23 protein-coding genes and 1 other annotated feature are annotated in these 25,183 nt (G+C 38.6%); of the genes, 16 read left to right on the top strand and 7 right to left on the bottom strand.

Features of this window, described 5'->3' with window-relative positions; translation table 11 throughout:
- Nucleotides 1-228: 228 nt before the first annotated feature.
- A complete protein-coding gene (sspI, locus tag AC0VXV_RS14170) occupies nt 229-438 on the bottom strand; it encodes a small acid-soluble spore protein SspI (RefSeq protein ID WP_079528326.1) in 210 nt (69 codons plus the stop codon).
- Nucleotides 439-562: 124 nt separating this feature from the next.
- On the opposite strand from sspI, the gene AC0VXV_RS14165 reads away from it, so the two are divergent.
- The 7 genes from AC0VXV_RS14165 to pheT all read left to right on the top strand — a co-directional run bounded on the left by AC0VXV_RS14165 (nt 563) and on the right by pheT (nt 9,586).
- Nucleotides 563-1,324 (top strand): TrmH family RNA methyltransferase, encoded by a 762-nt coding sequence (locus AC0VXV_RS14165; protein ID WP_475528858.1) that lies wholly within the window; start codon nt 563-565, stop codon nt 1,322-1,324.
- A 603-nt stretch (nt 1,325-1,927) separates the two neighbouring features.
- The gene (gene qoxA, locus AC0VXV_RS14160) at nt 1,928-2,815 is read left to right on the top strand and encodes a cytochrome aa3 quinol oxidase subunit II (protein WP_475528857.1); all 888 of its coding nucleotides are present in this window, start codon (nt 1,928-1,930) and stop codon (nt 2,813-2,815) included.
- Between the two features lie 37 nt (nt 2,816-2,852).
- Entirely contained in the window at nt 2,853-4,817 is a 1,965-nt protein-coding gene (gene qoxB / locus AC0VXV_RS14155; protein WP_475528856.1) for a cytochrome aa3 quinol oxidase subunit I, read from the top strand.
- Nucleotides 4,817-5,416 (top strand): cytochrome aa3 quinol oxidase subunit III, encoded by a 600-nt coding sequence (gene qoxC / locus AC0VXV_RS14150; RefSeq protein ID WP_475528854.1) that lies wholly within the window; start codon nt 4,817-4,819, stop codon nt 5,414-5,416. Before qoxB ends, qoxC begins: the two co-directional genes overlap by 1 nt.
- A gap of 3 nt (nt 5,417-5,419) precedes the next feature.
- Entirely contained in the window at nt 5,420-5,701 is a 282-nt protein-coding gene (gene qoxD, locus AC0VXV_RS14145; RefSeq protein ID WP_475528853.1) for a cytochrome aa3 quinol oxidase subunit IV, read from the top strand.
- A 68-nt stretch (nt 5,702-5,769) separates the two neighbouring features.
- Nucleotides 5,770-5,999 (top strand) — a binding site (T-box leader).
- A gap of 126 nt (nt 6,000-6,125) precedes the next feature.
- Entirely contained in the window at nt 6,126-7,163 is a 1,038-nt protein-coding gene (gene pheS, locus AC0VXV_RS14140; RefSeq protein ID WP_475528852.1) for a phenylalanine--tRNA ligase subunit alpha, read from the top strand.
- Nucleotides 7,164-7,180: 17 nt separating this feature from the next.
- The gene (pheT, locus tag AC0VXV_RS14135) at nt 7,181-9,586 is read left to right on the top strand and encodes a phenylalanine--tRNA ligase subunit beta (RefSeq protein ID WP_475528851.1); all 2,406 of its coding nucleotides are present in this window, start codon (nt 7,181-7,183) and stop codon (nt 9,584-9,586) included.
- A gap of 44 nt (nt 9,587-9,630) precedes the next feature.
- On the opposite strand, the gene AC0VXV_RS14130 is transcribed toward pheT, so the two are convergent.
- A complete protein-coding gene (locus AC0VXV_RS14130) occupies nt 9,631-10,107 on the bottom strand; it encodes a nucleoside-diphosphate sugar epimerase (RefSeq protein ID WP_475528849.1) in 477 nt (158 codons plus the stop codon).
- 126 nt (nt 10,108-10,233) lie between these two features.
- Between AC0VXV_RS14130 and AC0VXV_RS14125 the strand changes: the two genes are divergently transcribed.
- Nucleotides 10,234-10,773 carry a hydrolase gene (locus AC0VXV_RS14125; protein ID WP_340801969.1) on the top strand — a complete coding sequence of 180 codons (540 nt, stop codon included), beginning with the start codon at nt 10,234-10,236 and terminating at the stop codon, nt 10,771-10,773.
- A gap of 40 nt (nt 10,774-10,813) precedes the next feature.
- Here the strand turns inward: AC0VXV_RS14125 and AC0VXV_RS14120 are convergent, their stop codons facing one another.
- Together AC0VXV_RS14120 and AC0VXV_RS14115 are read right to left on the bottom strand one after the other, a co-directional pair.
- Complete coding sequence (locus AC0VXV_RS14120) at nt 10,814-11,353, bottom strand: ECF transporter S component (RefSeq protein WP_475528848.1); 540 nt, start codon at nt 11,351-11,353, stop codon at nt 10,814-10,816.
- 222 nt (nt 11,354-11,575) lie between these two features.
- A complete protein-coding gene (locus AC0VXV_RS14115; RefSeq protein WP_475528846.1) occupies nt 11,576-12,970 on the bottom strand; it encodes an amino acid permease in 1,395 nt (464 codons plus the stop codon).
- Nucleotides 12,971-13,288: 318 nt separating this feature from the next.
- Here AC0VXV_RS14115 and AC0VXV_RS14110 point away from each other — a divergent pair, with 318 nt between their 5' ends.
- The 4 genes from AC0VXV_RS14110 (at nt 13,289) to AC0VXV_RS14095 (ending at nt 17,110) form a co-directional block, all read left to right on the top strand.
- Nucleotides 13,289-13,939 (top strand): GntR family transcriptional regulator, encoded by a 651-nt coding sequence (locus tag AC0VXV_RS14110; protein WP_475528845.1) that lies wholly within the window; start codon nt 13,289-13,291, stop codon nt 13,937-13,939.
- Between the two features lie 226 nt (nt 13,940-14,165).
- Nucleotides 14,166-15,365 (top strand): quaternary amine ABC transporter ATP-binding protein, encoded by a 1,200-nt coding sequence (locus AC0VXV_RS14105; RefSeq protein ID WP_475528844.1) that lies wholly within the window; start codon nt 14,166-14,168, stop codon nt 15,363-15,365.
- A complete protein-coding gene (locus AC0VXV_RS14100) occupies nt 15,358-16,221 on the top strand; it encodes an ABC transporter permease (protein WP_475528842.1) in 864 nt (287 codons plus the stop codon). Before AC0VXV_RS14105 ends, AC0VXV_RS14100 begins: the two co-directional genes overlap by 8 nt.
- A 1-nt stretch (nt 16,222) precedes the next feature.
- Nucleotides 16,223-17,110 (top strand): glycine betaine ABC transporter substrate-binding protein, encoded by an 888-nt coding sequence (locus AC0VXV_RS14095; protein WP_475528840.1) that lies wholly within the window; start codon nt 16,223-16,225, stop codon nt 17,108-17,110.
- Nucleotides 17,111-17,248: 138 nt separating this feature from the next.
- Here AC0VXV_RS14095 and AC0VXV_RS14090 read toward each other — a convergent pair whose 3' ends face one another.
- The gene (locus AC0VXV_RS14090) at nt 17,249-18,439 is read right to left on the bottom strand and encodes a coenzyme F420-0:L-glutamate ligase (RefSeq protein ID WP_475528839.1); all 1,191 of its coding nucleotides are present in this window, start codon (nt 18,437-18,439) and stop codon (nt 17,249-17,251) included.
- Between the two features lie 153 nt (nt 18,440-18,592).
- Here AC0VXV_RS14090 and AC0VXV_RS14085 point away from each other — a divergent pair, with 153 nt between their 5' ends.
- Both AC0VXV_RS14085 and AC0VXV_RS14080 read left to right on the top strand, forming a co-directional pair.
- Nucleotides 18,593-19,486, top strand: a complete 894-nt coding sequence (locus tag AC0VXV_RS14085) for a LysR family transcriptional regulator (RefSeq protein WP_475528838.1) — start codon at nt 18,593-18,595, stop codon at nt 19,484-19,486.
- Nucleotides 19,487-19,508: 22 nt separating this feature from the next.
- Nucleotides 19,509-20,954 carry a DEAD/DEAH box helicase gene (locus AC0VXV_RS14080; protein ID WP_475528837.1) on the top strand — a complete coding sequence of 482 codons (1,446 nt, stop codon included), beginning with the start codon at nt 19,509-19,511 and terminating at the stop codon, nt 20,952-20,954.
- Nucleotides 20,955-21,027: 73 nt separating this feature from the next.
- On the opposite strand, the gene AC0VXV_RS14075 is transcribed toward AC0VXV_RS14080, so the two are convergent.
- Nucleotides 21,028-21,921 carry a TetR/AcrR family transcriptional regulator gene (locus AC0VXV_RS14075; protein ID WP_475528836.1) on the bottom strand — a complete coding sequence of 298 codons (894 nt, stop codon included), beginning with the start codon at nt 21,919-21,921 and terminating at the stop codon, nt 21,028-21,030.
- Nucleotides 21,922-22,151: 230 nt separating this feature from the next.
- Here AC0VXV_RS14075 and AC0VXV_RS14070 point away from each other — a divergent pair, with 230 nt between their 5' ends.
- Together AC0VXV_RS14070 and AC0VXV_RS14065 are read left to right on the top strand one after the other, a co-directional pair.
- A complete protein-coding gene (locus AC0VXV_RS14070) occupies nt 22,152-23,675 on the top strand; it encodes a DHA2 family efflux MFS transporter permease subunit (protein ID WP_475528834.1) in 1,524 nt (507 codons plus the stop codon).
- A gap of 95 nt (nt 23,676-23,770) precedes the next feature.
- Complete coding sequence (locus AC0VXV_RS14065; RefSeq protein ID WP_475528833.1) at nt 23,771-24,142, top strand: VOC family protein; 372 nt, start codon at nt 23,771-23,773, stop codon at nt 24,140-24,142.
- A gap of 37 nt (nt 24,143-24,179) precedes the next feature.
- Here the strand turns inward: AC0VXV_RS14065 and rnhC are convergent, their stop codons facing one another.
- Entirely contained in the window at nt 24,180-25,109 is a 930-nt protein-coding gene (gene rnhC, locus AC0VXV_RS14060) for a ribonuclease HIII (protein WP_475528832.1), read from the bottom strand.
- Nucleotides 25,110-25,183: the final 74 nt, after the last annotated feature.

Here is a 25,183-nt window from a genome sequence, read left to right as displayed (position 1 = left end):
CGCCGCTGTGAACCATACATTATTTGTGGGCAGGAAGGGCAAATAAATAATGTAGTAGTCCAACATGAATAACAACGGGAGACGCTGTGACGATTCGTGAAGAACTACAAGTGATGTCTGTATTCAAGATGGAATGCCCCATCACTACATAGAAAAAGCAATCCGGGAGACGCTGGATTGCTTTTTTGTCTGGAATCATAATTGAATGATGGGTGGTTACGCTAAAAGTTAGCTGACAAATTGTTTTGCAAGTTTTTGTGAAAATTCATTTCGCTCATTTTCGCTTGCACCGTTCCACCATTTCTCCAGGAATACACCAAGGCCTGGAAGTAAATGTTCCTCGCCCCGTGCAATTGCATCATTGACGATATCCTGAAATTCAGCGGCATCTGAACCCATTACATTGGCAGTAATTGCTTGTCGAATTTGAAAATCCATATGAAACCTCCTTTTCCCATACTTTGTTCAAAATAATAAACTTTATACATGGCATTGCATTATGGATTACAAAATAATTGTGATAAAATATACAATCGAGTACGTAAAAAAAGGACGGGAAATTATGAAAAGAATCGAATCGACACAAAATGCGCTAGTGAAGCATTGGAAAAAGCTTGTTACACAACGTAAAGAACGTGAAAAAACAGGAGAGTATATAGTAGAAGGTTTTCATCTAGTGGAAGAAGCGTTAAAACATAAAGATCAAATCGTGCAAATCATTGTACGTGATGGTGTTGATCTGCCATTATTATGGGCAATAGATGAAGTGGTATTAGTACACGTAAATGATGCAGTTTCAAAAGAAATTGCGGAAACTGAAAATTCCCAAGGGGTATTTGCTCATTGTAAGCAACGCCAAATTTCCGAAGATGAACAATTCAATTGGCGCAAAGTGCTTTTAGTCGATGCGGTTCAAGATCCGGGAAATATCGGCACAATGATTAGAACTGCAGATGCAGCTGGAATTGATGCAGTTATATTAGGGAAAGGCAGTGTCGATGCATTTAACCCGAAATCTTTGCGTTCTGCACAAGGCTCTCATTTCCATATTCCAGTCGTACGTGGTGACTTGTTGGAATGGGTGGAAAATCTGCAGGCTGATGGTGTTCGTGTATATGGTACTTCATTGGATGAATCGATTTCTTATAAAAAATTGGAGCCAAGTGATTCATTTGCATTAATTGTGGGTAATGAAGGAAGTGGCATTAATCCGCAAATTTTGGCAAAAACAGACCAGAACGTCATCATTCCTATTTTCGGTGGCGCAGAATCACTGAATGTTGCGGTGGCAACAGGAATTTTATTGTATGCATTTGTAAAATAACCAGGTGAAAAGTTAAACGGGGGATTTTGTAAGTAAGTACTTATAAAATCCCATTTCTTTTAAATTAATAGGTAAAAAGCGGAAATAAAACCCATAATATGAAACATATTGCGCTTTCTGATTAGTCGCAAAATATGAACTTTAACGAGTTCATAGAAATGTCATTTTTGAAATGAAAGCACCTTTTAGCTCGTAATTGCTTTGTTTTACTGCATTTGTTGTCATTATTTTAAAATATTAAAAAAGAATCGCTCGAAAAATGGCAGAAATAAGGGTATTTTCCAATTTGATGTTTTGACACTTATTTGATGTTTAACTAAAATCTAAGTAGGTTAGACAGGCGCCTTAAGTTGTCACAACAAAAAAATAAAATAATGCTTTTTCAAATAGTGAGCAAACTGTTAATTATGGATTCAATTTAAAGGTTCTAAATGGTGATGAATTGATGGTCTGGCTATTTGCCACTATATGCATAGTGTAAATGGTAATAAGTGAAATTATTCATTCGTAGTAGCACTATCGTCATTATTTTATTTTCGCTCTCACATGAAAGCGCTTAAGCAAAATCTAACAAGCTTTATTTAATTGGAAAGGAGTCCAACTATGAAAGTAAATATGAAGGGAACATTACTCTCTTTCATGGGACTAGGTGCTATCCTATTAGCAGGCTGTAACGATAAGTTAGCAGTACTTGATCCTAAAGGTCCTCAAGCTCAAAGACAAGCCGATGACACAATGTTATTAATTTACCTAATGTCAGGGATTGTTCTAGCAGTATTAGCAATTTTGGTGTTTATGTTATTTAAATACCGTGCATCAAAACAAAGTCCAAATTACGAGCCACCGCATATTCATGGTCACTGGCTTGTAGAAACAATTATGATTGGTATTCCTGTAATCATCGTTATTTTCTTATCATTTGTTTCTGTTAAGAGTAACTACATTGTTGAGAATGTTCCTCAAGAATATGAAGATCAGGAACCTTTAGTTATTTATGCATCATCATCTAACTGGAAATGGCACTTCAGCTATCCAGAACAAGGTATTGAAACAGTAAACTACCTATACATTCCTGCTGGACGTGCAATTGAATTCAAACTTTATTCTTATGGTCCAATTACAAGTTTCTGGATTCCACAACTTGGTGGTCAGAAATACGCAATGGCAGACATGGTAACAACATTACACTTAGCTGCTGATAACCCAGGCGAATTCTGGGGACGTAACGCGAACTTCTCAGGTCGTGGTACAGCAGAAAATATTTTTGATGTAACAGCATTAACTCAAACTGAATTTGATGAATGGGTAACAGAAGTTCATGAAACGGCTGCTCCATTAACAGAAGAGAAGTTTGACGAATTATTAGAGCCAGGTCATCTTGGTAAATCAACTTATACTGGTACACATCTAGAGTTCTCACCAGCTCCGGAACACAACCATGAATCTTCAGACGAAGAAAAAGAAGATGAAGAGGATCACTCTTCACACTAATTTTTGAAAGTAACAACTTTTCGAAAGGAGTACTACTATGTCGGAATTCTTTGCACAGTTTGCAGTTCCACACCCAAGCACATTAATTTATATCGCAATGGCTTCTATAGTTTTAGGGTCAATCGCGTTAGTAGCGATCGTTACTTATTTTAAATTGTGGGGCTATTTATGGCGTGAATGGATTACAACTGTTGACCATAAAAAAATTGGTATCATGTATTTAATCGTCGCTTTGGTTATGCTATTCCGCGGCGGTGTCGATGCCGTAATGATGCGTTTACAGCTAGCTGTTCCAGAAAACGGTTTCTTAGACGCACAGCACTATAACGAAGTATTTACAACTCACGGGGTAGTCATGATTTTATTCATGGCAATGCCATTCATTACATTCTTCTTTAACTTTTTAGTACCTTTACAAATCGGGGCACGTGACGTTGCGTTCCCACGTTTAAACAACTTGGCATTCTGGTTATTCTTCATGGGTATGGGATTATTTAATATCTCATTCATCGTTGGTGGATCTCCTGATGCTGGATGGACTTCATATTTCCCGTTAGCGGATAATGAGTTCAGCACATCGGTTGGTACAAACTATTACATGCTGGCTCTGCAAATTGCCGGACTTGGTACGTTAATGACAGGTATTAACTTCATTACGACTATCATGAAAATGCGTGCACCAGGCATGACATTATTCAAAATGCCAATGTTCACTTGGTCAGCACTTATTGCAAACTTAATCATCGTATTCGCGTTCCCGGTATTAACAGTAGCATTAGCTATGGGTACGTTGGATCGTATATGGGATACTAAATTCTTTGCTATCGGCGACGGTGGTATGGACATGCTTTGGGCCAACCTGTTCTGGGTTTGGGGTCACCCTGAAGTTTATATCTTAATTTTACCGGCATTCGGTATTTTCTCTGAAGTTATTTCGACATTCGCACGTCGTAACTTATATGGCTACACATCAATGGTTTGGTCAATGATCTTAATTTCAGTATTCTCGTTCGCTGTATGGACTCACCACTTCTTTACAATGGGTCAAGGTGCATTCACGAACTCGATCTTCTCGATCACAACAATGGCAATTGCGATCCCGACAGGGGTTAAAATTTTCAACTGGTTATTCACACTTTATAAAGGGAAAATTGTTATTACAACACCAATGTTATATGCAATGCACTTTATTCCTTTATTCACACTTGGTGGTGTAACTGGGGTTATGCTTGCGATGTCAGCAGCAGACTACCAATATCACAACACAATGTTCTTAGTAGCCCACTTCCATAACGTAATCATCCCTGGTGTTGTTTACGCGATGTTAGCTGGTTTAACGTTCTATTGGCCAAAAATGTTCGGTTTCATGTTAAACGAACGTATTGGTAAAGCAACAGTTTGGGTAATGTCATTCGGTTTCGTACTTGCATTCATTCCAATGTATATCACTGGTTTAGATGGTCAAGCACGTCGTATGTACACTTTCTCTGAAGCTTCAGGTTTCAGTACATTAAACATGGTATCGTTCATCGGTGCCGGAATCATGTCTGTTTCATTCATAATGCTAGTATGGAACATTTGGTACAGTTTCAAAAACTCTCCACGCGACATCGGTTCAGATCCATGGGATGCACGTGGTCTTGAGTGGGCGACACATACACCAATTCCACACTATAACTTTGCAATTACTCCAGACGTAACTGATTCAAATTCAGAAGCATTCTGGGATTCTAAGAAAAATGGCACAAAGTTATTCAAAGGTGAAATTCAAGATATTCACATGCCAAATAACTCTGGTCAAACATTTATTTTATCAGTGTTCTTCTTCATCGGTGGTTTCGCTCTAGTATTCAGTATGTTTACTTTAGCTATCATCAGCTTAATCGGTATTTTAGCTTGCATGGGTTACCGTTCTCTAGAAGACGACCATGGCTACCATATCCATAAAGAAGAAGTTGAATTAATCGAGAAAAAATATGAAAAAGAAGGAGGTGCGAAATAATGGGTAAAGTTAATAACAATGTTCCATTGGAATATTCAACAGAGGAAAATAACCTGAAAATCTTCGGATTCTGGACTTTCCTAGGTGCGGAAATTATGTTATTCGGTACATTATTCGCATCATACTTTGTCCTTTCGGGTCGTACAGGTAATGGCCCGACTCCTGCTGAGATTTTCGAAATCGGTCCAGTATTGGCAGAGACATTCATTCTTTTAACATCAAGTTTTACAATCGGTTTAGCCATTCATGCGATGCGCCTTGGCAGTAAAAAAGCCACATTGTCATTTATGGGTATTACATTATTACTTGGTGCAGCGTTCATTTCTGTAGAGGTATATGAATTTATACACTACGTACATGTTGGTGCAGGTATTACAACTAGTGCCTTCACATCTGCTTTATTAACAACGTTAGGAACACACGGTCTTCACGTAACGTTCGGTTTATTCTGGGGAATCTTCATTATGATCCAAATCGCTAAACGTGGACTTAACTCAGTAACAGCTGGGAAAACATTTATATTCTCACTATACTGGCACTTCCTGGATGTTGTTTGGATCTTCATCTTCAGTTTCATTTACTTGAAAGGAATGATGTAATCTATGGCTAAGTTCTTTCCAATCGGCCAAATTATGGGCTTCGTATTTTCACTGATTTTAACAGTGATTGCAATGCTTGTTTACTTCACAGATATGTCATTCACAACTGGAATGGTTATCCTTTTAGTAACAGCATTCATTCAAGCAGGTTTACAGTTCATGGTATTCATGCATGCTGGTGAAACAAATGACAAGTGGGCTATCTACTCGAACATCGTATACGGAATCGGTTTAGTAGTATTGACTGTTTTAGGTTCTTTATTAATCCTTCTTTGGGATATGTAATGATGAAAAGCACTTTAGCTAGTTGATAAATGTACAAAAATACATTAAACTAGTTGGAGAATATATTACGAAATGCGTTGACCGGGAAGAGTAGGTATACAACATTTGTTTTAGGGAATGCAAGCCAATGACTGAAAGCTTGCTAACAAATTGTATAGTGAAGTTCACCCCGCGAGCAGCATCCGGGATCCACTTGTGGTGAAAGGATTGCCGGCTAGACATAGTCGTTAGCTCCAATGAAGTGATTGCTTTATGCAATAACTAGGGTGGTACCGCGAAACTCGTCCTCGTCCCTTTCTTAGGGGACGAGGATTTTTTATTTTCAAAAATGGTGATTATTATAGTGCGTATATGTAAATTTGTTAAAGCAACGGGGTCAAAGCAGGCACTATGACGCTGAATTTTATTTAGGAGGACTTTGTAAATGGAACAACAATTAAAGCAATTGGAGCAAGAAGCATTAGCTAAAATTGCCGATGCAGCTGACTTAAAAGCATTAAACGACGTTCGAGTTGCGTACTTAGGTAAAAAAGGACCAATCACGGACTTACTAAAAGGAATGGGGAAACTTTCTGCAGAAGAACGCCCGAAAATGGGTGCACTAGTTAACACTGTGCGCGAAAATGTAACAGCCGAACTTGAGAAGAAGGTTACTGTATTAGAAGAAGCAGCAATTTTAGCGCAGCTTGAAAACGAGTCAATCGATGTTACGTTACCAGGCGCTAAAGTGCGTACAGGAAACCGTCACCTGTTAACACGTGTAATCGAAGAAATCGAAGACCTGTTTTTAGGAATGGGCTACGAAATCGTAGAAGGACCAGAAGTAGAGAAAGACTACTATAACTTTGAAGCAATGAACTTGCCAAAAGGTCACCCGGCCCGTGACATGCAGGATTCTTTCTATATTTCAGAAGAAACATTATTACGTACGCATACGTCACCAGTTCAGGCACGTACAATGGAAGCTAAAAAAGGCGAACCAATTCGTGTAATTTGTCCAGGTAAAGTTTTCCGACGTGACACAGACGATGCAACACACTCACACCAATTCATGCAAATTGAAGGCCTTGTAATCGGTGAAAATATCCGCATGTCTGACTTAAAAGGAACTCTTGATGCATTAGCGAAGAAAATGTTCGGAGCAGAACGCGAAATCCGTCTTCGTCCATCATTCTTCCCATTCACAGAGCCATCTGTAGAAGTGGACGTTTCTTGTCATAAATGTTCAGGAAAAGGCTGTAATGTATGTAAACAAACTGGCTGGATCGAAATCTTAGGTGCCGGTATGGTACACCCGAACGTACTTGAAATGGCTGGCTACGATTCAACTAAGCTTTCAGGTTTCGCTTTCGGTATCGGTGCAGAACGTATCGCAATGTTAAAATACGGTGTGGATGATATTCGTCATTTCTATACAAATGACACACGCTTCTTATCACAATTCCACCAGGCAGAAGTGTAAGAAGGAGGACAATATAAATGTTAGTTTCATTAAAATGGTTAAGTCAATATGTAGACATTTCTTCTTTAGAAGCAAATGAATTAGCAGAAAAAATTACGCGTGCGGGGATTGAAGTTGATGCAGTAATTGACCGTTCACTAGGCATGTCAAATGTTGTTGTTGGTCATGTTGTATCAAAAGAAAAACATCCGGAAGCAGATAAATTAAATGTGTGTCAAGTGGACGTTGGGGAAGAAGAGCTTCAACAAATCGTGTGTGGCGCACCAAACGTTGATGCTGGTCAAAAAGTCATCGTAGCGCGTCCAGGGGCAAAATTGCCAGGCGGCATTAAAATTAAAAAAGCGAAGTTACGCGGACAAGAATCAAACGGGATGATTTGTTCACTTCAAGAGTTGGGCATTGAAGGCCGTCTTGTGCCAAAAGCTTATGCGGATGGGATTTATGTATTACCTGCCGATTCAATTCCAGGGACAGATGCATTGGAAGTTTTAGGCTTACGTGATACAGTGCTTGAGCTTGGTTTAACACCAAACCGTTCGGATGCAATGAGCATGCTTGGTGTTGCTTATGAAGTAGCTGCGATTTTATCCCAAGATGTAAAATTACCGGAAATCGATTATACAGCTTCAGCTGAAAAAGCGGAAGACGTTCTAAAATTAACGGTAGAAGATAAAGAAGCCAACCCGATATACGCAGCAAAAGTTGTAAAAAATATTGAAGTAAAAGAATCTCCATTATGGCTGCAGCATGCGCTTATGTCTGCAGGAGTACGACCACATAATAACGTAGTTGATATTACAAACTACGTATTAATGGAATACGGTCAACCATTACATGCATTTGACTACGATAAATTGGCAACTGGTGAAATTGTGACGCGTATGGCTCATGATGGCGAAGTGATGACAACGCTTGATGATCAGGAGCGTAAATTGGCTAGCCACAATCTTGTCATTACAAATGGTCAAAAAGCTGAAGCGGTTGCAGGTGTTATGGGCGGTGCTAAATCAGAAGTATCAAATACTACAACGACAGTAGTAATCGAATCTGCATACTTCAATCCGGCTTCTGTGCGTCGTACTTCAAAAGAAATCGGCTTACGTTCGGATTCTTCAGCGCGTTTTGAAAAAGGTGTTGATCCGAACCGTGTCCTTCCTGCAGCAGAGCGTGCAGCACAATTACTTGCTGAATTAGCAGGCGGGGAAGTACTTGAAGGTACAGTGCTAGTTGATGAACTCGATAAATCAGCTGCTCGTGTTGTTGTATCACCTGACTTTATTAACGGTCGTTTAGGTATGAAGATTTCTTTAGAGGATATGCTGTCTATTTTAGAGCGTTTAAAATTTGATGTGGAGGCAGCAAATGGCTTATTGATCATTGATGCTCCGACGCGACGTCAAGATATTAAAATTCCGGAAGATATCGTTGAAGAAATTGCACGTATGTATGGTTATGATGAGATTCCTGTAAGCTTACCGGCGAGTGATCAAGTTGGCCGCTTAACGCCATATCAAGCAGGACGCCGTATTGTACGCAACGTTATGGAAGGTGCCGGTCTATATCAAGCGGTAACTTACTCATTAACTTCAGCAGCGCACGCTCAAAAGTTTGCATTAAAAGCTGAAGAGACGACAAAATTATTAATGCCTATGTCTGAAGAACGCTCAACATTACGCCAAAGCTTAATTCCTCATTTAGTAGAGGCAGCAAGCTATAACGTAGCCCGTCAAGCGGAAACAGTAGCATTATATGAAATTGGTTCAGTATTCCTTGGACAAACTGCTGAAGAGCTACCGTTTGAAGAAGAGCACTTAGCACTTGTGTTAACAGGTAAATGGATTGATAATACATGGCAGGGCGAAAAGAAAAATGTTGATTTCTTCGTTGCAAAAGGTATTGTAGAAGCGGTATTTGCAAAATTAGGCTTAACATCTCGCGTAAGCTATGTAAAAGCGCAAGTAGACGGCTTACATCCTGGTCGTACAGCTGATGTATTATTAGATGGCGAAAAAGTGGGTGTCATTGCCCAACTTCATCCGCAAGAACAAAAAGCATATGATGTAAAAGAAACTTATGTAGCTGAATTGAACTTGAATGCTATTTTAAGTGCAACACAAGAAGAGCTTGTTTATTCAATGATTCCGCGCTTCCCGGCAATGAGTCGTGATATCGCATTAGAATTGAATGTAGCAGATCCAGCTGGTGAAATTGTCAGCATTATTAAAGGTGCAGGAACTTCTTTATTGAAAGAAGTAAAAGTATTTGATGTTTATGCAGGGGAGAAAATGACGGCTGGTAAAAAATCAGTTGCCTTCTCATTGACATACTTCGACCCAGAGCGTACATTAACAGACGAAGAAGTAGTTGCAGCGCACAATAAAGTATTAAAAGCATTAGCAGCAGCTGGTGCAGAAGTACGCTAATTAACAATAAAAACCCGAATGGTTCAATGACCATTCGGGTTTTGTTATTGCGGGGATTGTTTGGCAGGCTTGACCATTCCTGTAGCAGCACCGACTAAAGCACTTAATGTATGGACAATTCCAAACGTATAAAAATTAAGAAAAACGTGATTCGTATACTCATTTAATAGGGGGAAACGATAGATTGTGGAACCGGGTATCTTCGTATCACCGCCAAGGGATGCATACACATTGTTTGAAAAATCAATGGCATAATAGATGAACGCGATTAACAGCGCAACTCCAAATACTAAATAAATCATACGCATAAGTTGATCTTTGGCGTTTCTTGCGCATTCAGTAAAGAAGCGAAACGTAATAAATAAACTAAGTATAATAAATGGTGCAACTAGTGCTAAACCTAGTGCGCCAAGATTTCCTCCATTTGCAACATCGTCCGGTTTTACCGTAAAAAAGTGCTGAATGATTAATACTCCAAACAAACTGATGCCCATACTTATGAGCCAACTAAGACGCAACATGTAAATCCTCCATTTCTCTTTTCACTATACATTGTCATGCATTTCGTTTCAATGGAGGATCTACTATTCATTTAGTGGAAAAGTTCAGTATAATAGAGAAGAAGGCAACTTAGGGGAGGTATATTCATGTTAAAAAAAGAAGAAGCAGTATTAGTACTGATTGATATTCAGGGGAAATTGGCGCAAGTTGTTGAGGAAAGCGCACTCGTTGTAGGTAATATCGCGACAATGGTACAAGGTGCAAAATTATTGGAATTACCTATTTTATGGCTTGAGCAATATCCGAAAGGGCTTGGTCCGACAGATGAGCGAGTTGCGGAGCATTTAACAGATGAAAAACCGATTGAGAAAATTACATTCAGTGCTTATGATACTGAGGAATTTGTACAAGCATTACAGCAAACAGGACGTAAAAAGATTCTTTTGGCCGGAATTGAAGCCCACATTTGTGTATATCAAACAGCTGCTCAATTACTGGAAAACGGTTATGAAGTCGAAGTGCTGGCAGACTGTGTATCATCACGAACTGCAAGTAACCGAGAAGTAGGCATCCAAAAAATGATGCAGCTTGGTGCTCAAGTAACTAGTGTAGAAATGGCATTATTCGAAATGCAACAAGTAGCAAAAGGCGATACATTTAAAGCAATCAGCAAGTTAGTAAAATAAAATTAGATTGGTTAGCGGCAATTGAGCGCTAACCAATTTTTTATTTGAAAAGAGGCAGTTTTTTCAAAGCGATACATACAGGTAGTGCAATGAGAAGACCTACTGCATTTTGAACGAGGTTTCCTGGAATTGAAGCAAGTGGAATGACCAAGTTTCCATAGAGAACACGTTCACAAATATAATAACCGCCAAGCATAAATGGAATCGAGATAACGATAGCCGCAAAGTTGTAAATAATGCTTCCACCATTTTTTCCATGCATTGTAGCAATTTTACCTACAATATAGCCTTGCAAACCCCGTGTAATGAATGTAAATGGTGCCCATAATGTCCAGCCAGATAAAATATCAAACAGTGCCATACCGAATGCTCCGGCCATTGCACCCTTCTTAGGACCAAATAAAATTGCGATAATAAAAAGCATGGCAGAACCTAAATGCACGAGCCCCCCATTTGCAGCTATCGGCAAACGGATATTAATAAAAAATGTGGCTACGAATACGAGTGAAATTAGTAGGCTCGTAATAATTAAATCTTTAGTTTTCTCTGATGAAGTGGTGATTGTTCGTGATGATTCCATAATAATTGACGCTCCCTTGCTTGAAATTATCTCTCATATTAGCAATTCGTTGGCATCTGTAAAAGGTCCAAAAACAAACAATTTAATAAGGTCAGAAAATTTACATACTGCTTTTCTCAAATACGATGGGGAATTTCTCAAAAAAATAAAAGCGCAGCAAATTATGGGAACTAATTTGCTGCGCTTTTTATATAGAGCGTCTATTGCTCCAACTCTGTTCTACTATTTAGATTTAAAATTCATCGTAGAATGTTTTATTCCATACGTAAAATAAACGATTATACCGATGATAAACCAAATACCGCAAGCAATCCATGTGTGCATGGAAAGTTGTGTAATCAGAAAAATACATAAAATAAATGATAAGATTGGTAAAACGGGATAAAAAGGTACTTTGAACCGATCTAGCGGCAAGTCTTTATTTTTACGCAAATATAAAATACCGGCAGAAACGAAAATAAATGCGACCAGTGTACCCATATTTACAAGTTCCGCCAACAAATCCAATGGAACAAATCCTGCAAAAAATGAAATAATCACTGTAAACAGCCAAGTGTTTTTTGCAGGCATTTTGCGCTTTTCACTTAATTTTGCCAGCATTTTAGGCATTAAGCCATCACGTGCAAATGCCATCAACAATCGTGTCCCGCCGTACATCATGACTAATATAACGGTCATCATGCCTATGACAGCACCGATTGATATAATTCCCGCTGCCCATTCCTGATCGATTACTTGCATCGCATAAGATACAGGATCGGTTACATTCAGGTCTGTATATGGAACAATCCCTGTCAGTACAAGTGAAACTACAACATATAATACTGTACAGACAAGCAGAGAACCGATAATTCCGATTGGCATATTCCGCTGGGGATTTTTTACTTCCGCGGCAGCAGAAGAGACGGCATCAAACCCTAAGTAAGCAAAAAATACGAGCGCGGCACCTGTGAAAACACCGCTTATTCCAAATGGAAGGAAGGGTGTCCAGTTATCCGGCTTCACATAAAAGACACCTACTACAATGAACAATAAAATAACGCCAAGTTTAATTGCCACCAATAATGCATTGAAACGTGTCGATTCTTTCATTCCTAATGACAGTAAAGCACCTATTGCAAAGATAATACATATCGCAGGCAAGTTAATATAAGTACCGTTTTCAGGACTGAATGCCCCTGTCAAAGCGACCGGCAAATGGATACTCAACCCTTCCAGCAGTGAAACGAAATAACCTGACCAGCCTGTTGCTACAGCAGCAGTTGCGAGACCGTATTCCAATAATAATGCCCAGCCGACAAGCCAAGCTATGATTTCTCCAAAAACGATATAGCTATATGAATAGGCACTACCTGCAACGGGTACAGTAGAAGAAAATTCAGAATAGCATAGTGCGGCTAATGCACAAACGACTGCAGCAATCGTAAAGGAGAAGACAATTCCGGGGCCTGCATGAAGCGCAGAGACCGTCCCGGGTAAAATGAAAATGCCAGTACCGACAATGGCACCGACACCTAACATAATCAAATCAAAAGGACCGATTGTTTTAGGTAACTGCATGTTTCCACTTTTAAGTAAAAGGTCATTAATTGGTTTTTTTCTAAATAATTTTTCCATTTTTACACCTATTTCTAATTTACAATAATCAAAATTTTATCATCATTTTCCTGAATAATAAACAAGTTTATTAAGTTAAAGTGCTAAAGTATTGGTTTTGTCGAAAAAATGAGAAATAACTCGAATAAAAAGATAATAATGTTATTGTTAGTATTTAACAGAAAAAAATACCTAAATTTAATGAAGTGTATTTAAAGGAAACTGTATAAAATCAGCGAACTATTTGTTGTTTTTAAAAAAAGGTATATAATTTCGATATAGTATAAATATAGGAACTTCGCTTATGCATACTGAACACAGCACAAAGGAGTGCAAATAATGGAGAAGAAAATCCAAATTAAGCAGCCTAAATATCAAGTAATAGCAGAAGATATTGCCGCTAAAATTGTTGAAAAAAAATATGTTGTCGGGGAAAAGATTTATGCCCGTTCATCGCTGGCATCTCAATACAGTGTTTCATCGGAAACAGCGAGACGAGCGATTGCCGTTCTGCAGGATCTAAATATAGTAGAAGCGACAAAGGGAAGCGGTGTTGTCATCGTTTCCTATGAAAACGCGGCTAAATACATTCAACGGTTAACAGGCGTTAAATCGATAAGAGATTTACAAAAACAATTAACCGACAGTATTGAACGCCAAATTGATGAGTTGCGTCATTTCCAGGATACTTTAGGAGAAATGGTCAACCGGACTAGCCGCTATCAATCGATAAACCCGTTTGTACCTTTTCAAATTGATATTACTGAAAATTGCCCATTTCTATCGAAAAATGTTGGCGAGATCAATTTCTGGCAGGAAACGGGTGCTACAATAATTGGCATCAAAAAAGATCATGAACTAATTGTTTCGCCTGGTCCATACGCAACACTCTCTGCTGGAGATACATTATTTTTTATTGGTAAAGAAGAATGTTATTCGAATGTAAAACACTTTTTACAGCTAGAAAGTAACAACTTTCGATCAGAATAGATAAAGGTCGTCAAATTTATAATAAAAACAAACTACTCCCTCGTTGTATTTCGGGAGTAGTTTTTTCTGTTTAAGGGACCTTATTTCTAGGTGTAGGAGCAAAAAAATCAATTCTTATTTGACAATAGTAACAACGTACATTAATATAAAAGTTGTTGCTTTTAACAACCCGAGATAAATATAAAGTTGTTACTAGCGTGAAATTAATTATATTAGGAAGTGGATTATGGGGAAAATTAAAATTGACCGAGTCACTAAAGTATTTGGAAAAAATACATCACAGGCATTAAAGCTAGTGAAGCAAGAAAAATCCAAAGAACAGATATTAAAAGAGACAAATGCTACTGTAGGTGTATATGAAGCTAGTTTGACAATTGAAGAGGGTGAGATTTTCGTAATTATGGGGCTCTCAGGAAGTGGGAAGTCTACATTAATCCGTTTACTCAATCGTCTCATTCAACCAACGAGTGGTGATATTTATATAGATGATCAAAATATTACAAAGCTCAATAAAAAGAGCCTGCAGCTTGTTCGCAGGGAAAAAATGAGCATGGTGTTTCAAAACTTCGCGTTATTCCCGCAACGTACTATTTTACAAAATGCAGAGTATGGCCTGGAAGTAAGAGGCGTTCCAAAAGAGGAAAGACGATTAAAAGCAGAAAAGGCTTTACAGAATGCAGGGTTGCTCTCCTATAAAGACCAGTATCCAGAACAATTATCAGGTGGTATGCAGCAGCGTGTAGGACTTGCACGGGCGTTGGCAAATGATACAGAAATCATATTAATGGATGAAGCTTTTTCTGCTCTTGATCCGCTCATTCGTAAAGAGATGCAAGATGAGCTATTGGAGTTACAAGCTAATTTACAAAAAACAATTGTCTTTATTACACATGATTTAAATGAAGCCCTTCGTATTGGTGATCGTATTGCCATTATGAAGGATGGAAAGATCATGCAGGTAGGAACAGGGGAAGAAATTTTGACTAACCCTGCAAATGAGTATGTCCGTTCATTCCTGGAAGATGTAGACCGTTCGAAAGTATTGACGGCGGAAAATGCAATGATTCGTCCAATGACAATTCAAATTGACCATGAAGGGCCAAAAGTTGCGTTGCAGCGTATGAGAGAAGATAAAGTAAGTGTCCTGCTGGCAGTAGATAAAGCCCGAAAATATTTAGGCTATATTACTGCAAATGAGGCACTGGAGCTTGCGCAATCCGGTGAAAAATCACTGCAATCAATTTTACGCAATGATATGCCGATTGTTGAACCATCTACAGTTATACAGGAAATTTTGTCGGTTATTTCCGATTCTCCGACACCAGTTGCTGTAGTCGAAGAGGGGAAACTGCGCGGTGTACTAATCCGTGGAGTTGTTTTAGAGTCGTTAGCCTCTGAAAAAAACGGAGGTGTAGACAATGAGTAAAATTTTAAATTTAGCAACCCCATTACCGGTAGCGGAAAAAGTAGAAGATTTGATGGATCTTGTAACAGACACTTTTTCAGCCCAATTCCGTTTCATTCAAAACAACGGTGAAGATATGATGGATCTTGTTACATCCGCATTAACAGCTATTCCGCCGTATGTATTTATTTTAATCATTGCCGTGCTAGCATTTTTTGCAACAGGCAAAAAATTCGGCTTAGCCATCTTTTCTATCATTGGTTTACTGTTCATATTAAACCAGGGCTTATGGGATCAGCTTATGAATACATTTACACTCGTGCTATTTTCTAGTTTAATCGCGATTGTAATTGGTATACCACTTGGCATTCTGATGTCGAAATCAAAAGTAGTAGAAGAAATTTTAAAACCAATTTTAGACTTTATGCAAACAATGCCTGGATTCGTTTATTTAATTCCAGCCGTAGCATTTTTCGGAATTGGTGTAGTACCAGGTGTATTTGCTTCAGTTATCTTCGCATTACCACCAACTGTACGTTTTACAAATCTCGGTATCCGTCAAGTTCCGACCCATTTAATCGAAGCGGCGGATTCTTATGGTAGTACATTCACTCAAAAATTAGTGAAAGTAGAATTGCCACTTTCAAAATCTACGATTATGGCCGGTATTAACCAAACGGTACTATTATCGCTATCAATGGTAGTTATTGCATCAATGATTGGTGCACCAGGTTTAGGTCGTGAAGTTTTATCTGCTCTACAACGAGCACAAATCGGTAATGGATTTGTTGCGGGGATAAGTCTAGTAATCTTCGCTATTATTGTAGACCGTTTAACACAAAGTTTAAATAAGCAAAAATCAAATGGGGGAAAGTAAAATGAAAAAAATGAAATGGATGCCTGCAGCAACAGCAATGAGCGCAGCGCTATTATTAGCTGCGTGTGGAGATGATACAACAGAGAAAAAAGAAACGTCATCATCAGAAGATTTAGGTTCAATTGAGTTAGCCTATGTAGAATGGGATTCAGAGGTTGCTTCTACGTATGTAGTGGCAGAAGTACTTGAAAGTGTCGGCTATAAAGTTGACATTACACCATTGGACAATGCCATCATGTGGGAAGCAGTTTCTAAAGGTGAAGCAGATGCAATGGTATCTGGCTGGTTACCTGCTACACATGCTTCACAGTATGAAAAATACGGTGCAGATGTAGAAGATTTAGGACCAAACTTACAAGGTGCAAAAATCGGCTTAGTTGTACCAAGTTATATGGAAGCAACATCAATTGCTGATTTAACTACAGAAGCTGCATCAACAATTACAGGTATTGAAGCAGGTGCAGGTGTTGTTGCGGCTGCAGAAAGAGCACTTGAAACATATCCAAACCTAGAATCTTGGTCATTACAACCATCTTCATCAGGTGCGATGACAGTAGCTTTAGAACAGGCAATTAAAAATGAGGAAGACATCGTTGTGACAGGCTGGAGCCCACACTGGAAATTTGCCAACTATGATTTGAAATATTTGGAAGACCCTGAAGGTGTATTTGGCGGAGAAGAAAGCATTCACACATTTGTACGTCAAAACTTGGAACAAGAGTCACCTGATGCATTCAAGATTTTAGATGCCTTTGAATGGACAACAGAAGATATCGAAGAAGTCATGCTGAACATTTACTCAGGAACAAAACCTGAAGAAGCAGCACAACAATGGGTTAAAGAAAACCAAGACGTTGTGAATAGGTGGACAGAAGGTATTGAGAAGTAAATCAATACAGTCTATAAAAGACTTAGCTTAAATAAAGTAACGGTGCAAATTTTGAAATTTGCACCGTTTTATTTTTATCTATTTAAATACGAAATAAAAGACTCAACTTCCGCTAACGGAAATTGAGTCTTTTTGTTTTTATTTTGTATAGTTATCGAAATAGCCTTGGATGTAGATCATTGGAGTTCCTTTATCGCCTGAACCAGAAGTTAAGTCAGATAATGAACCGATTAAATCAGTCAGCTTACGAGGTGTTGTACCTTGCGCAGCCATATTACCAGTTAAATCTTCTTCTTTGTTGTTGATATATTCTTTGATTGCTTCTTTCAGCTCTTCACCATGCAAGTTTGCGAAATCATTGTCCGCTAAATACTTCAACTTAATTTCGTTCGGAGTACCGTCAAGACCTGGCGTGTAAGCAGGTGATACAACAGGGTCTGCAAGTTCCCAAATTTGGCCTACTGGATCTTTAAATGCGCCGTCACCGTAGATCATTACTTCTACAAGTTTACCTGTAGCCGCTAAAATTTTTGCCTGAATGTCATCAACGATCGGTTGACAGTTATCCGGGAATAATTTCACGCTATCTTCTGTCGATTTGTTTGATCCAAGTAATCCGTAATTAGAGTTAGAACCAGATCCGTTTACAGATTCAGCTAAAATATTGTCAAGGCCATAAACTTTTTCTGCTCCAGCAGCTTTTAAAATACGTTTTGTACGGAAGCGAGAGTGAATATCGCAAGTTAAAATGCTTTTCGTATAATCTAAAATCGTTTTTGCATTGTTCGAGAAGATGACTTCAACTTCCGCACCTTGTTCAACGATTAATTCTTTATAATATTCGATGTAGTCCACACCTGTAAATGTATGTTTGTTAAAACCGAAATGACCACGGAATTCAGCTTCTGTCAGCACATCTGTCCAAGGGTTGATACCTTTTTCATCAAGCTCATCCAATGATACTAAATGGTTGCCCACTTCGTCAGATGGGTAGCTTAGCATTAGAACGATTTTCTTTGTACCTGCAGCAATTCCTTTTAAAATGTTAGAGAAGCGGTTACGCGAAAGAATAGGGAAAATCACACCAACAGTGTCATCACCGAATTTTGATTTTACATCAGATGCAATATCTGAAATTTTAGCGTAGTTACCTTGTGCACGTGCAACAACAGATTCTGTCACTGTCACAATATCACGATCCTCAATTTCAAAGCCTTCTGTTTTTGCAGCATTTAACGCTGTATCAACAACGATTTGAACAATATCGTCCCCTTCATTAATAATTGGGCCACGAAGACCTCGTACAACCGTCCCTACTACACGTTCCAAAATAATCTCTCCTTCAATAGCTGTAAGTTATATTTTAATTGCTTTTGCTTACTATTAAGCAAAACATAAGTAATCTCACAATGTTTACTATAACCTGTTCATGTGATATAAGTGAAATTAATAATTCTAATATCAGATATAAGTGAGGGTTATATGATTATAAAGTTGGAAGCATATCGCATATTCAATGAAGTAAGTCGAAGTAAAAGTTTTTCAAAGGCAGCAGCTGCTTTATATATGACACAGCCGGCCGTTAGCCAGTCTATTTCAAAACTTGAGAAAGAACTTGGTACTGTTTTATTTAACAGAACACCAAAAGGGGTAACATTAACTGAAGAAGGCGAATTGTTACACGAATATGTCAACTCCGCTCTTGGCATTTTAGACGCGGGTGAAGAAAAAATTGCCGAATTTAAAAATCTACGAACAGGCGTTTTACGCATCGGGGTTGGGGATACGATTTCAAGATACTTTTTACTGCCTTATCTAGAGGCATTCCATATTAAATATCCTGGCATTAAACTAAAGGTTTTAAACGGTACAACGAATGAAATATTAGCTTTTATTAAATCAGGGGAAGCGGATTTGGGCATATGCAACTTGCCGATTCATGATCCACAACTTCAAGTTATCCCTTGTAAGGAAATTCATGATATATTTGTCTGCGGACAAAAATATAAAAATTTATCAAAAAAGCCAATTCGCCTTGATATGCTCATGAAGCTGCCGTTAATTTTTTTGGAGAAAAAGGCAAACTCTCGAAATTATGTGGAAAACTATTTAAAAGAACAAGGCTATACAATTTCACCTGAATTCGAGTTAGGCTCACATGATTTAGTATTGGAATTTGCAAAAATTAATTTAGGTGTCGCAAGTGTAACAAAGGAGTTTGCGACCGATTACTTTGATAAAGGGCTTTTATATGAAATTGAGCTCCAACAGCCAATTCCTAAGCGCAATTTAGGAATTGTCCATTTAAAAAATGTTTCACTTTCAAAAGCAACAAGAAAATTTATCGCTATTGTTGATCCGGGAATCATTCATTAATAGAAGAAAATGAGGAATAAATATGACAACTAATTTTAACGACTATCTATTATCACCTGAATTACAGCGTGCGCTTAAAGATTTGGATTACAGCACACCGACTAAAGTTCAGCAAAAAGTGTTGCCCCATGCATTAAAAGAACAAGATCTAATTGTTAAAGCACAAACAGGAAGCGGAAAAACTGCTGCATTTGCGATTCCGATTTGCGAAAATATCGATTGGATTGAAAACAAGCCACAAGCACTAGTGTTAACACCGACACGTGAATTGGCTGTCCAAGTTAAAGAAGAGTTTACCAATATTGGACGTTACAAACGTATTAAAGCTACCGCATTATACGGAAAACAGCCATTCCGTTATCAGCAGGACGAATTAAAACAGAAAACACATATTGCAGTTGGTACTCCGGGACGCGTACTGGACCATATCGAAAAGGGAACATTGAAGCTTGATAAAATTCGCTATGTTGTCCTTGATGAAGCAGATGAAATGCTAAACATGGGCTTTATCGAGCAAGTTGAAGCGATATTGGCTCATGTGGAACATCGTGAAGTAATGATGCTGTTTTCAGCGACAGTACCTGAAACGATAAAAAAACTGGCATCCAATTATTTAAAAGACCCGATTGATATCGAAGTCCATTCAGAAGAGGCTGTGCCAAAAATTGAGCATGCGGTTATTGAAGTACAGAACGAGGAAAAAACAGCTGCTGTCGAAAAAATTGCGGTTGTGGAAAATCCGGATACGTGCATTATTTTCTGTCGTACGAAAGATCGTGTCGATGCCCTGCACGATTATTTATATGACCGAGAATACAGTGTCGATAAGCTGCATGGCGGTATGGAACAGTCAACTCGTCTACTTGTCATGAATGATTATAAGCGCGGAGACTTCCGCTATTTGGTGGCAACAGATGTTGCGGCGCGCGGTATTGATATCGAGAACATTTCTTTAGTAATTAACTATGATTTACCGATGGAAAAGGAAGCGTATGTACATCGTACCGGTCGAACAGGACGTGCCGGCAAGGAAGGGAAGGCTGTTACGTTTGTGACCCCATATGAACATGACTTCCTGACGGGGATTGAGGAACTGATCGGATTTACGATTCCAAAGATGGACTTGCCGACACATGAAGAAGTAGAAGCAAAGGCCGAGGCGTTTGACAAAAAGATGCAAAGCCGACCACAAAAGAAAAAACAAAAGAATGCCAAAGTCGATGCAAACATTACGAAGCTCTATTTTAATGGCGGTAAGAAGAAAAAGCTGCGTGCTGTTGATTTTGTCGGAACGATTGCAAAAATTCCGGGTATGACCGCGGCAGATATCGGCATTATTACGATTCTGGATACGTCTACATTCGTGGAAATTCTAAATGGTAAAGGTAATCTCGTGTTAAAAGCGATGAAAACAACGCCGATTAAGGGCAAGCAATTGAAAGTGCACATCTCAACGAGCAATAACTAATAAAAAGTCGTATTGAACCAGATCACCGTTCAATACGACTTTTTTTAATTGGTGAGGGAATCAGATGCGGGTATTATTTCTGGTACCCGTTTTTGATAAAGTACCATAATAAATTTGCAAGTTCGACATTTTCTCCGGCATGCGGTGTGTTAATAAAAGCTTCACGGAAAGGCTTAAGCAAAGTTTCGATAACAGCGAGACGTAACTCTTTACGCTGCAGTTCGTCCAGAATACTTTCAGTGAATTGAGCCCCAACCTCATTGTCAGTATCCAGTTTTAACTGGTCAAGGAAACCTTGGACCTTTTCGATTAAATCGTGCTTCGTAATCGACTGGTAAATTTTTTTCTCTTCGACTAGCTGAAGTGCATCCTGTGTAATGAGGATTTCGCCATTTTCCAACATAATAGGATAAATTGCTTTAACGTTCCGTAATGCAATTTGCAATATTTTCTTGTGGTCGATCATTTCACTGTAGAAGAGACGGTGGGAATAGGTTAAATGGTGAACCATCGCAAAATATAAAATGGCAATCTCAAGAGAATAAGGGCGGACTTCCTCGCCAAAAATATCTATGAAACGATTGGATACCCACTCAATTTCCAATAGGCGATAGCGTTCCAATAATTGACGGAGCTCCTTGTCATTCGATTGAAAGATATTTTCGAACACGGATACTAAGTTTTGCTTTTTATTGATTTGCATAAGAACGAGAATTTGTTCCAATAATAAGTTTTCATCGGTAATATCTTGATTTAGCAGCATTTCATGGCGCAATAAGCTTGCTTCGTATCGGGTCTGTTCCATAATCGACTTAAAACATTCCACTTTAGATGAGAAATAATTATAAAATGTCCCTTTTGAAATAAGCGCTTTGTCTAAAATGTCCTGTATTGATGTTTCATGAAAGCCTTTTTCGATAAAAAGCTGCAATGCACTATCAAGCACCTGTCTTTTTCGTTGATTCATGAACTTCCTCCATAACAATTAAAACGATTTGCTGTGCATATAACGTAATAAAAGTGAATTTTTTTATACTGTATACTCCAAATTGTACTCTCATTCTACTGTTTAAAGCGCGTATTCGCAACGTTTTTAGACTGCGAGTATAAAATTGTTGAATTTATTGGACTCTGAGTATAAAATAGTTCGAGTACAGAAATAGGAAGATTGAAAGATTAAAGAAGGGAAATAAAATTATGGAACAGACACAAGATGTAAAAACATTTAAAAAACCCCCATATTTAATGATAGCTGTATTATTTGTTGGGGCGTTTGTAGCATTTTTAAATAACACATTATTAAACGTAGCATTACCATCTATTATGGCTGCCTTTGATATTAAAGATTATTCGACAGTACAATGGTTAGCGACAGGCTACATGCTAGTGAGCGGGGTATTGGTTCCGGCTTCTGCATATTTAATTACGAAGTTCAGAACACGTCCTTTATTCATTTTATCTATGGCAATTTTCGTTATCGGTACAGCATTGGCTTCATTTGCGCCTACCTTCGGATTTTTACTAGCAGGTCGTATGATTCAGGCAGCTGGTGCAGCAACGATGGCACCGATTTTAATGAACGTTATGCTGATCAGCTTCCCGGTTGAAAAACGCGGGCAGGCGATGGGGATGTTCGGACTAGTTATGGTATTGGCACCAGCAATCGGACCGACTTTATCTGGATGGATTGTTGAACATTATGACTGGAGCGTACTGTTCAAAATGATTCTTCCGATTGCCGTTTTATCACTATTATTGGCAGTTTGGAAATTGGAAGATGTCCTTCCAAACCGTGATGCTAAAATCGATATACTTTCAATTGTATTGTCTACAATCGGTTTTGGCGGATTATTATACGGCTTCAGTACAGCTAGTTCAGCTGGCTGGTCAGCAATTGAAGTATGGGGAACGATTACTGTAGGGGCAATTGGTTTGGCGTGGTTTATCATTCGACAATTCCGTTTAGAGCAGCCTTTACTGGATTTACGTATTTACACATATCCTTCATATGCTTTAGCTTCTGTCGTATCAATGGTATTATCTGTAGCGATGTTCTCTGGGATGATTTTAACACCTGCCTATGTGCAGAATGTTCGCGGAATCGAACCGTTTGAAGCAGGTTTAATGATGTTACCAGGTGCCATAGTAATGGGGATTATGTCACCGATTACAGGGAAATTATTTGATCAATTCGGACCGCGTATTTTAGCTGTTATCGGATTAACGATTACTACATTAGCAACTGTCGGATTAGGTTATTTGGAAGTTGATTCATCTTACTTATTTATTATTTCGGTTTACACAATTCGTATGTTAGGTATTTCAATGGTTATGATGCCAATTATGACGAACGGTTTAAATGCATTGCCAAACCGTTTAAATCCGCATGGTACAGCGATGAACAATACAGCTCAGCAAGTAGCCGGGGCAATTGGTACAGCTGTTTTAGTAACAGTTTTCAACTCACATACAAAAACTCGAGCAGCTGAAATTGCAGCAGATATGCAAGCGAATGCTTCATCTGCAGTACAACCGACTGCTGAGCAAATTGCACAAGCCCAAGCACAAGTAATGCAACAGGCAATGCTTGACGGGATTACCTTCAGTTTCTTCGTAGCAGCAGGTATTACAGTCGTAGCTTTAATTTTAGCGCTATTTATTAAGCGTGTAGACGTAACGAAACGTGAAGACTTTATGGGAAATGTACCAGAAGAAAAATAAAATAATGCTACGGCGGGAGATTTTATCTCCTGCCGTTTTTTTATTTGTTATACTTGGGTAAGGTAAAGTACGCTGTATAAAAAGGAGTTCGAAAAATGATTGAACAATTAGGGCAAGTCATGTTGTATGTAGAAGACCAGGAACAGTCAAAAAAGTTTTGGACTGAAAAATTAGGGTTTACTGTAGTTTCCGACATCAATAACGGCATGCGAATTATTACGGTTGCACCAAAAGATGAAGTGCAGACAAGCATTGTATTGCATGATAAAAAGAAAATAGAAGAAATGTCTCCTGAATTGAATTTATCTACGCCTTCATTAATGTTTTATGCACAAAATTTAGAGGAACTGTATGAAGATTTTAAAGCAAAGGGAATTACGGTTGGGGAGTTCATGAAGATGCCTTTCGGGAAAGTGTTCAACTTTGCCGATGATGAGGAAAATTATTTTGCAATTATGGAAAAATAAAAATGGAGCTGTGCCAATAATGGCGGCAGCTCCTTTTCTATTTTCTCTTTTGCAGAAGTTTGCGTGCTTTTTCAGTATTGGCAAAATGCCATTTCGTCATAGAACGAAGTGTCTCTTCGCCATGCTTTAACCAAATTTTAGCGGCCATTTCATCGACTTTGCCGCTCGCTCCTTTTTGAAGAGGGAACCCTGTCACTTTTGCAAGACGATCCATTTCTTTAAGAAATGCATAACGCGCCAAAATCGAGGCAGTAGCGACTGCTACATGCAGATTTTCCGCTTTAGTTGAGAACAGGACATTTTGGCGGACAATTTCTTTTTCATTTTTTATGTGATTATAGTAAATTCCGCGCTCTGCAAATTGATCGATTAAAATATACTGAGGGGTTTCCGGTGCTATTTTTATCAACACATGCTTTAATGCTTGATTGTGCAGCAGCGCTTTTATTTTCCCCTGCGAGTACCCGCGTGCCTGGATTGCATTGTATTTATCATTGCGGAGCGTCAAAATACTGTGAACGCACACTTTCATTAAATCCGGAGCAATTTGACGCATATAGTCATCAGTCAATTGTTTCGAATCCTTTACACCAAGTTCCTGGACGAGCGCTATTTTATCTGCGGGAACATAGACAGCGGCAACAGTTACAGGACCAAAGTAATCGCCTGTTCCAGTCTCATCTGAGCCTAAAACAGATAATGCCGCAAAATTTTCCGGAAGTGTATCGCCCTTAGTGGAGGCGATTTTAGTACTTGGAGCATCTGCTTGCCCCCAGCGTGCGGCTTCACGTTCTGCACCAGCCCCTTGAAACATGACTTTTCCTGATTTATATGCAGTAATGGCCGTATCGGCAAGTTTTACCGCAAAAATAACGCCAGGAGCCTTTCGTTCAATAAGAGCGTCTTTATAGAAATGTTGAATTGATTGCTGTTGTTCAGCAGTGCAAAGTAAAACGATATTTGTCATAATCGATCCTTTCAAAAACAATGTATTACTATGTAGTATAGCTTTTTGAATAAGAAAGGGGAACTCACATATGT

The organism is Solibacillus sp. iso_87 (genome assembly GCF_056173085.1).
Note: the sequence above shows the minus strand (reverse complement) of the source record. Positions and strands in the feature narration are given on the sequence as shown.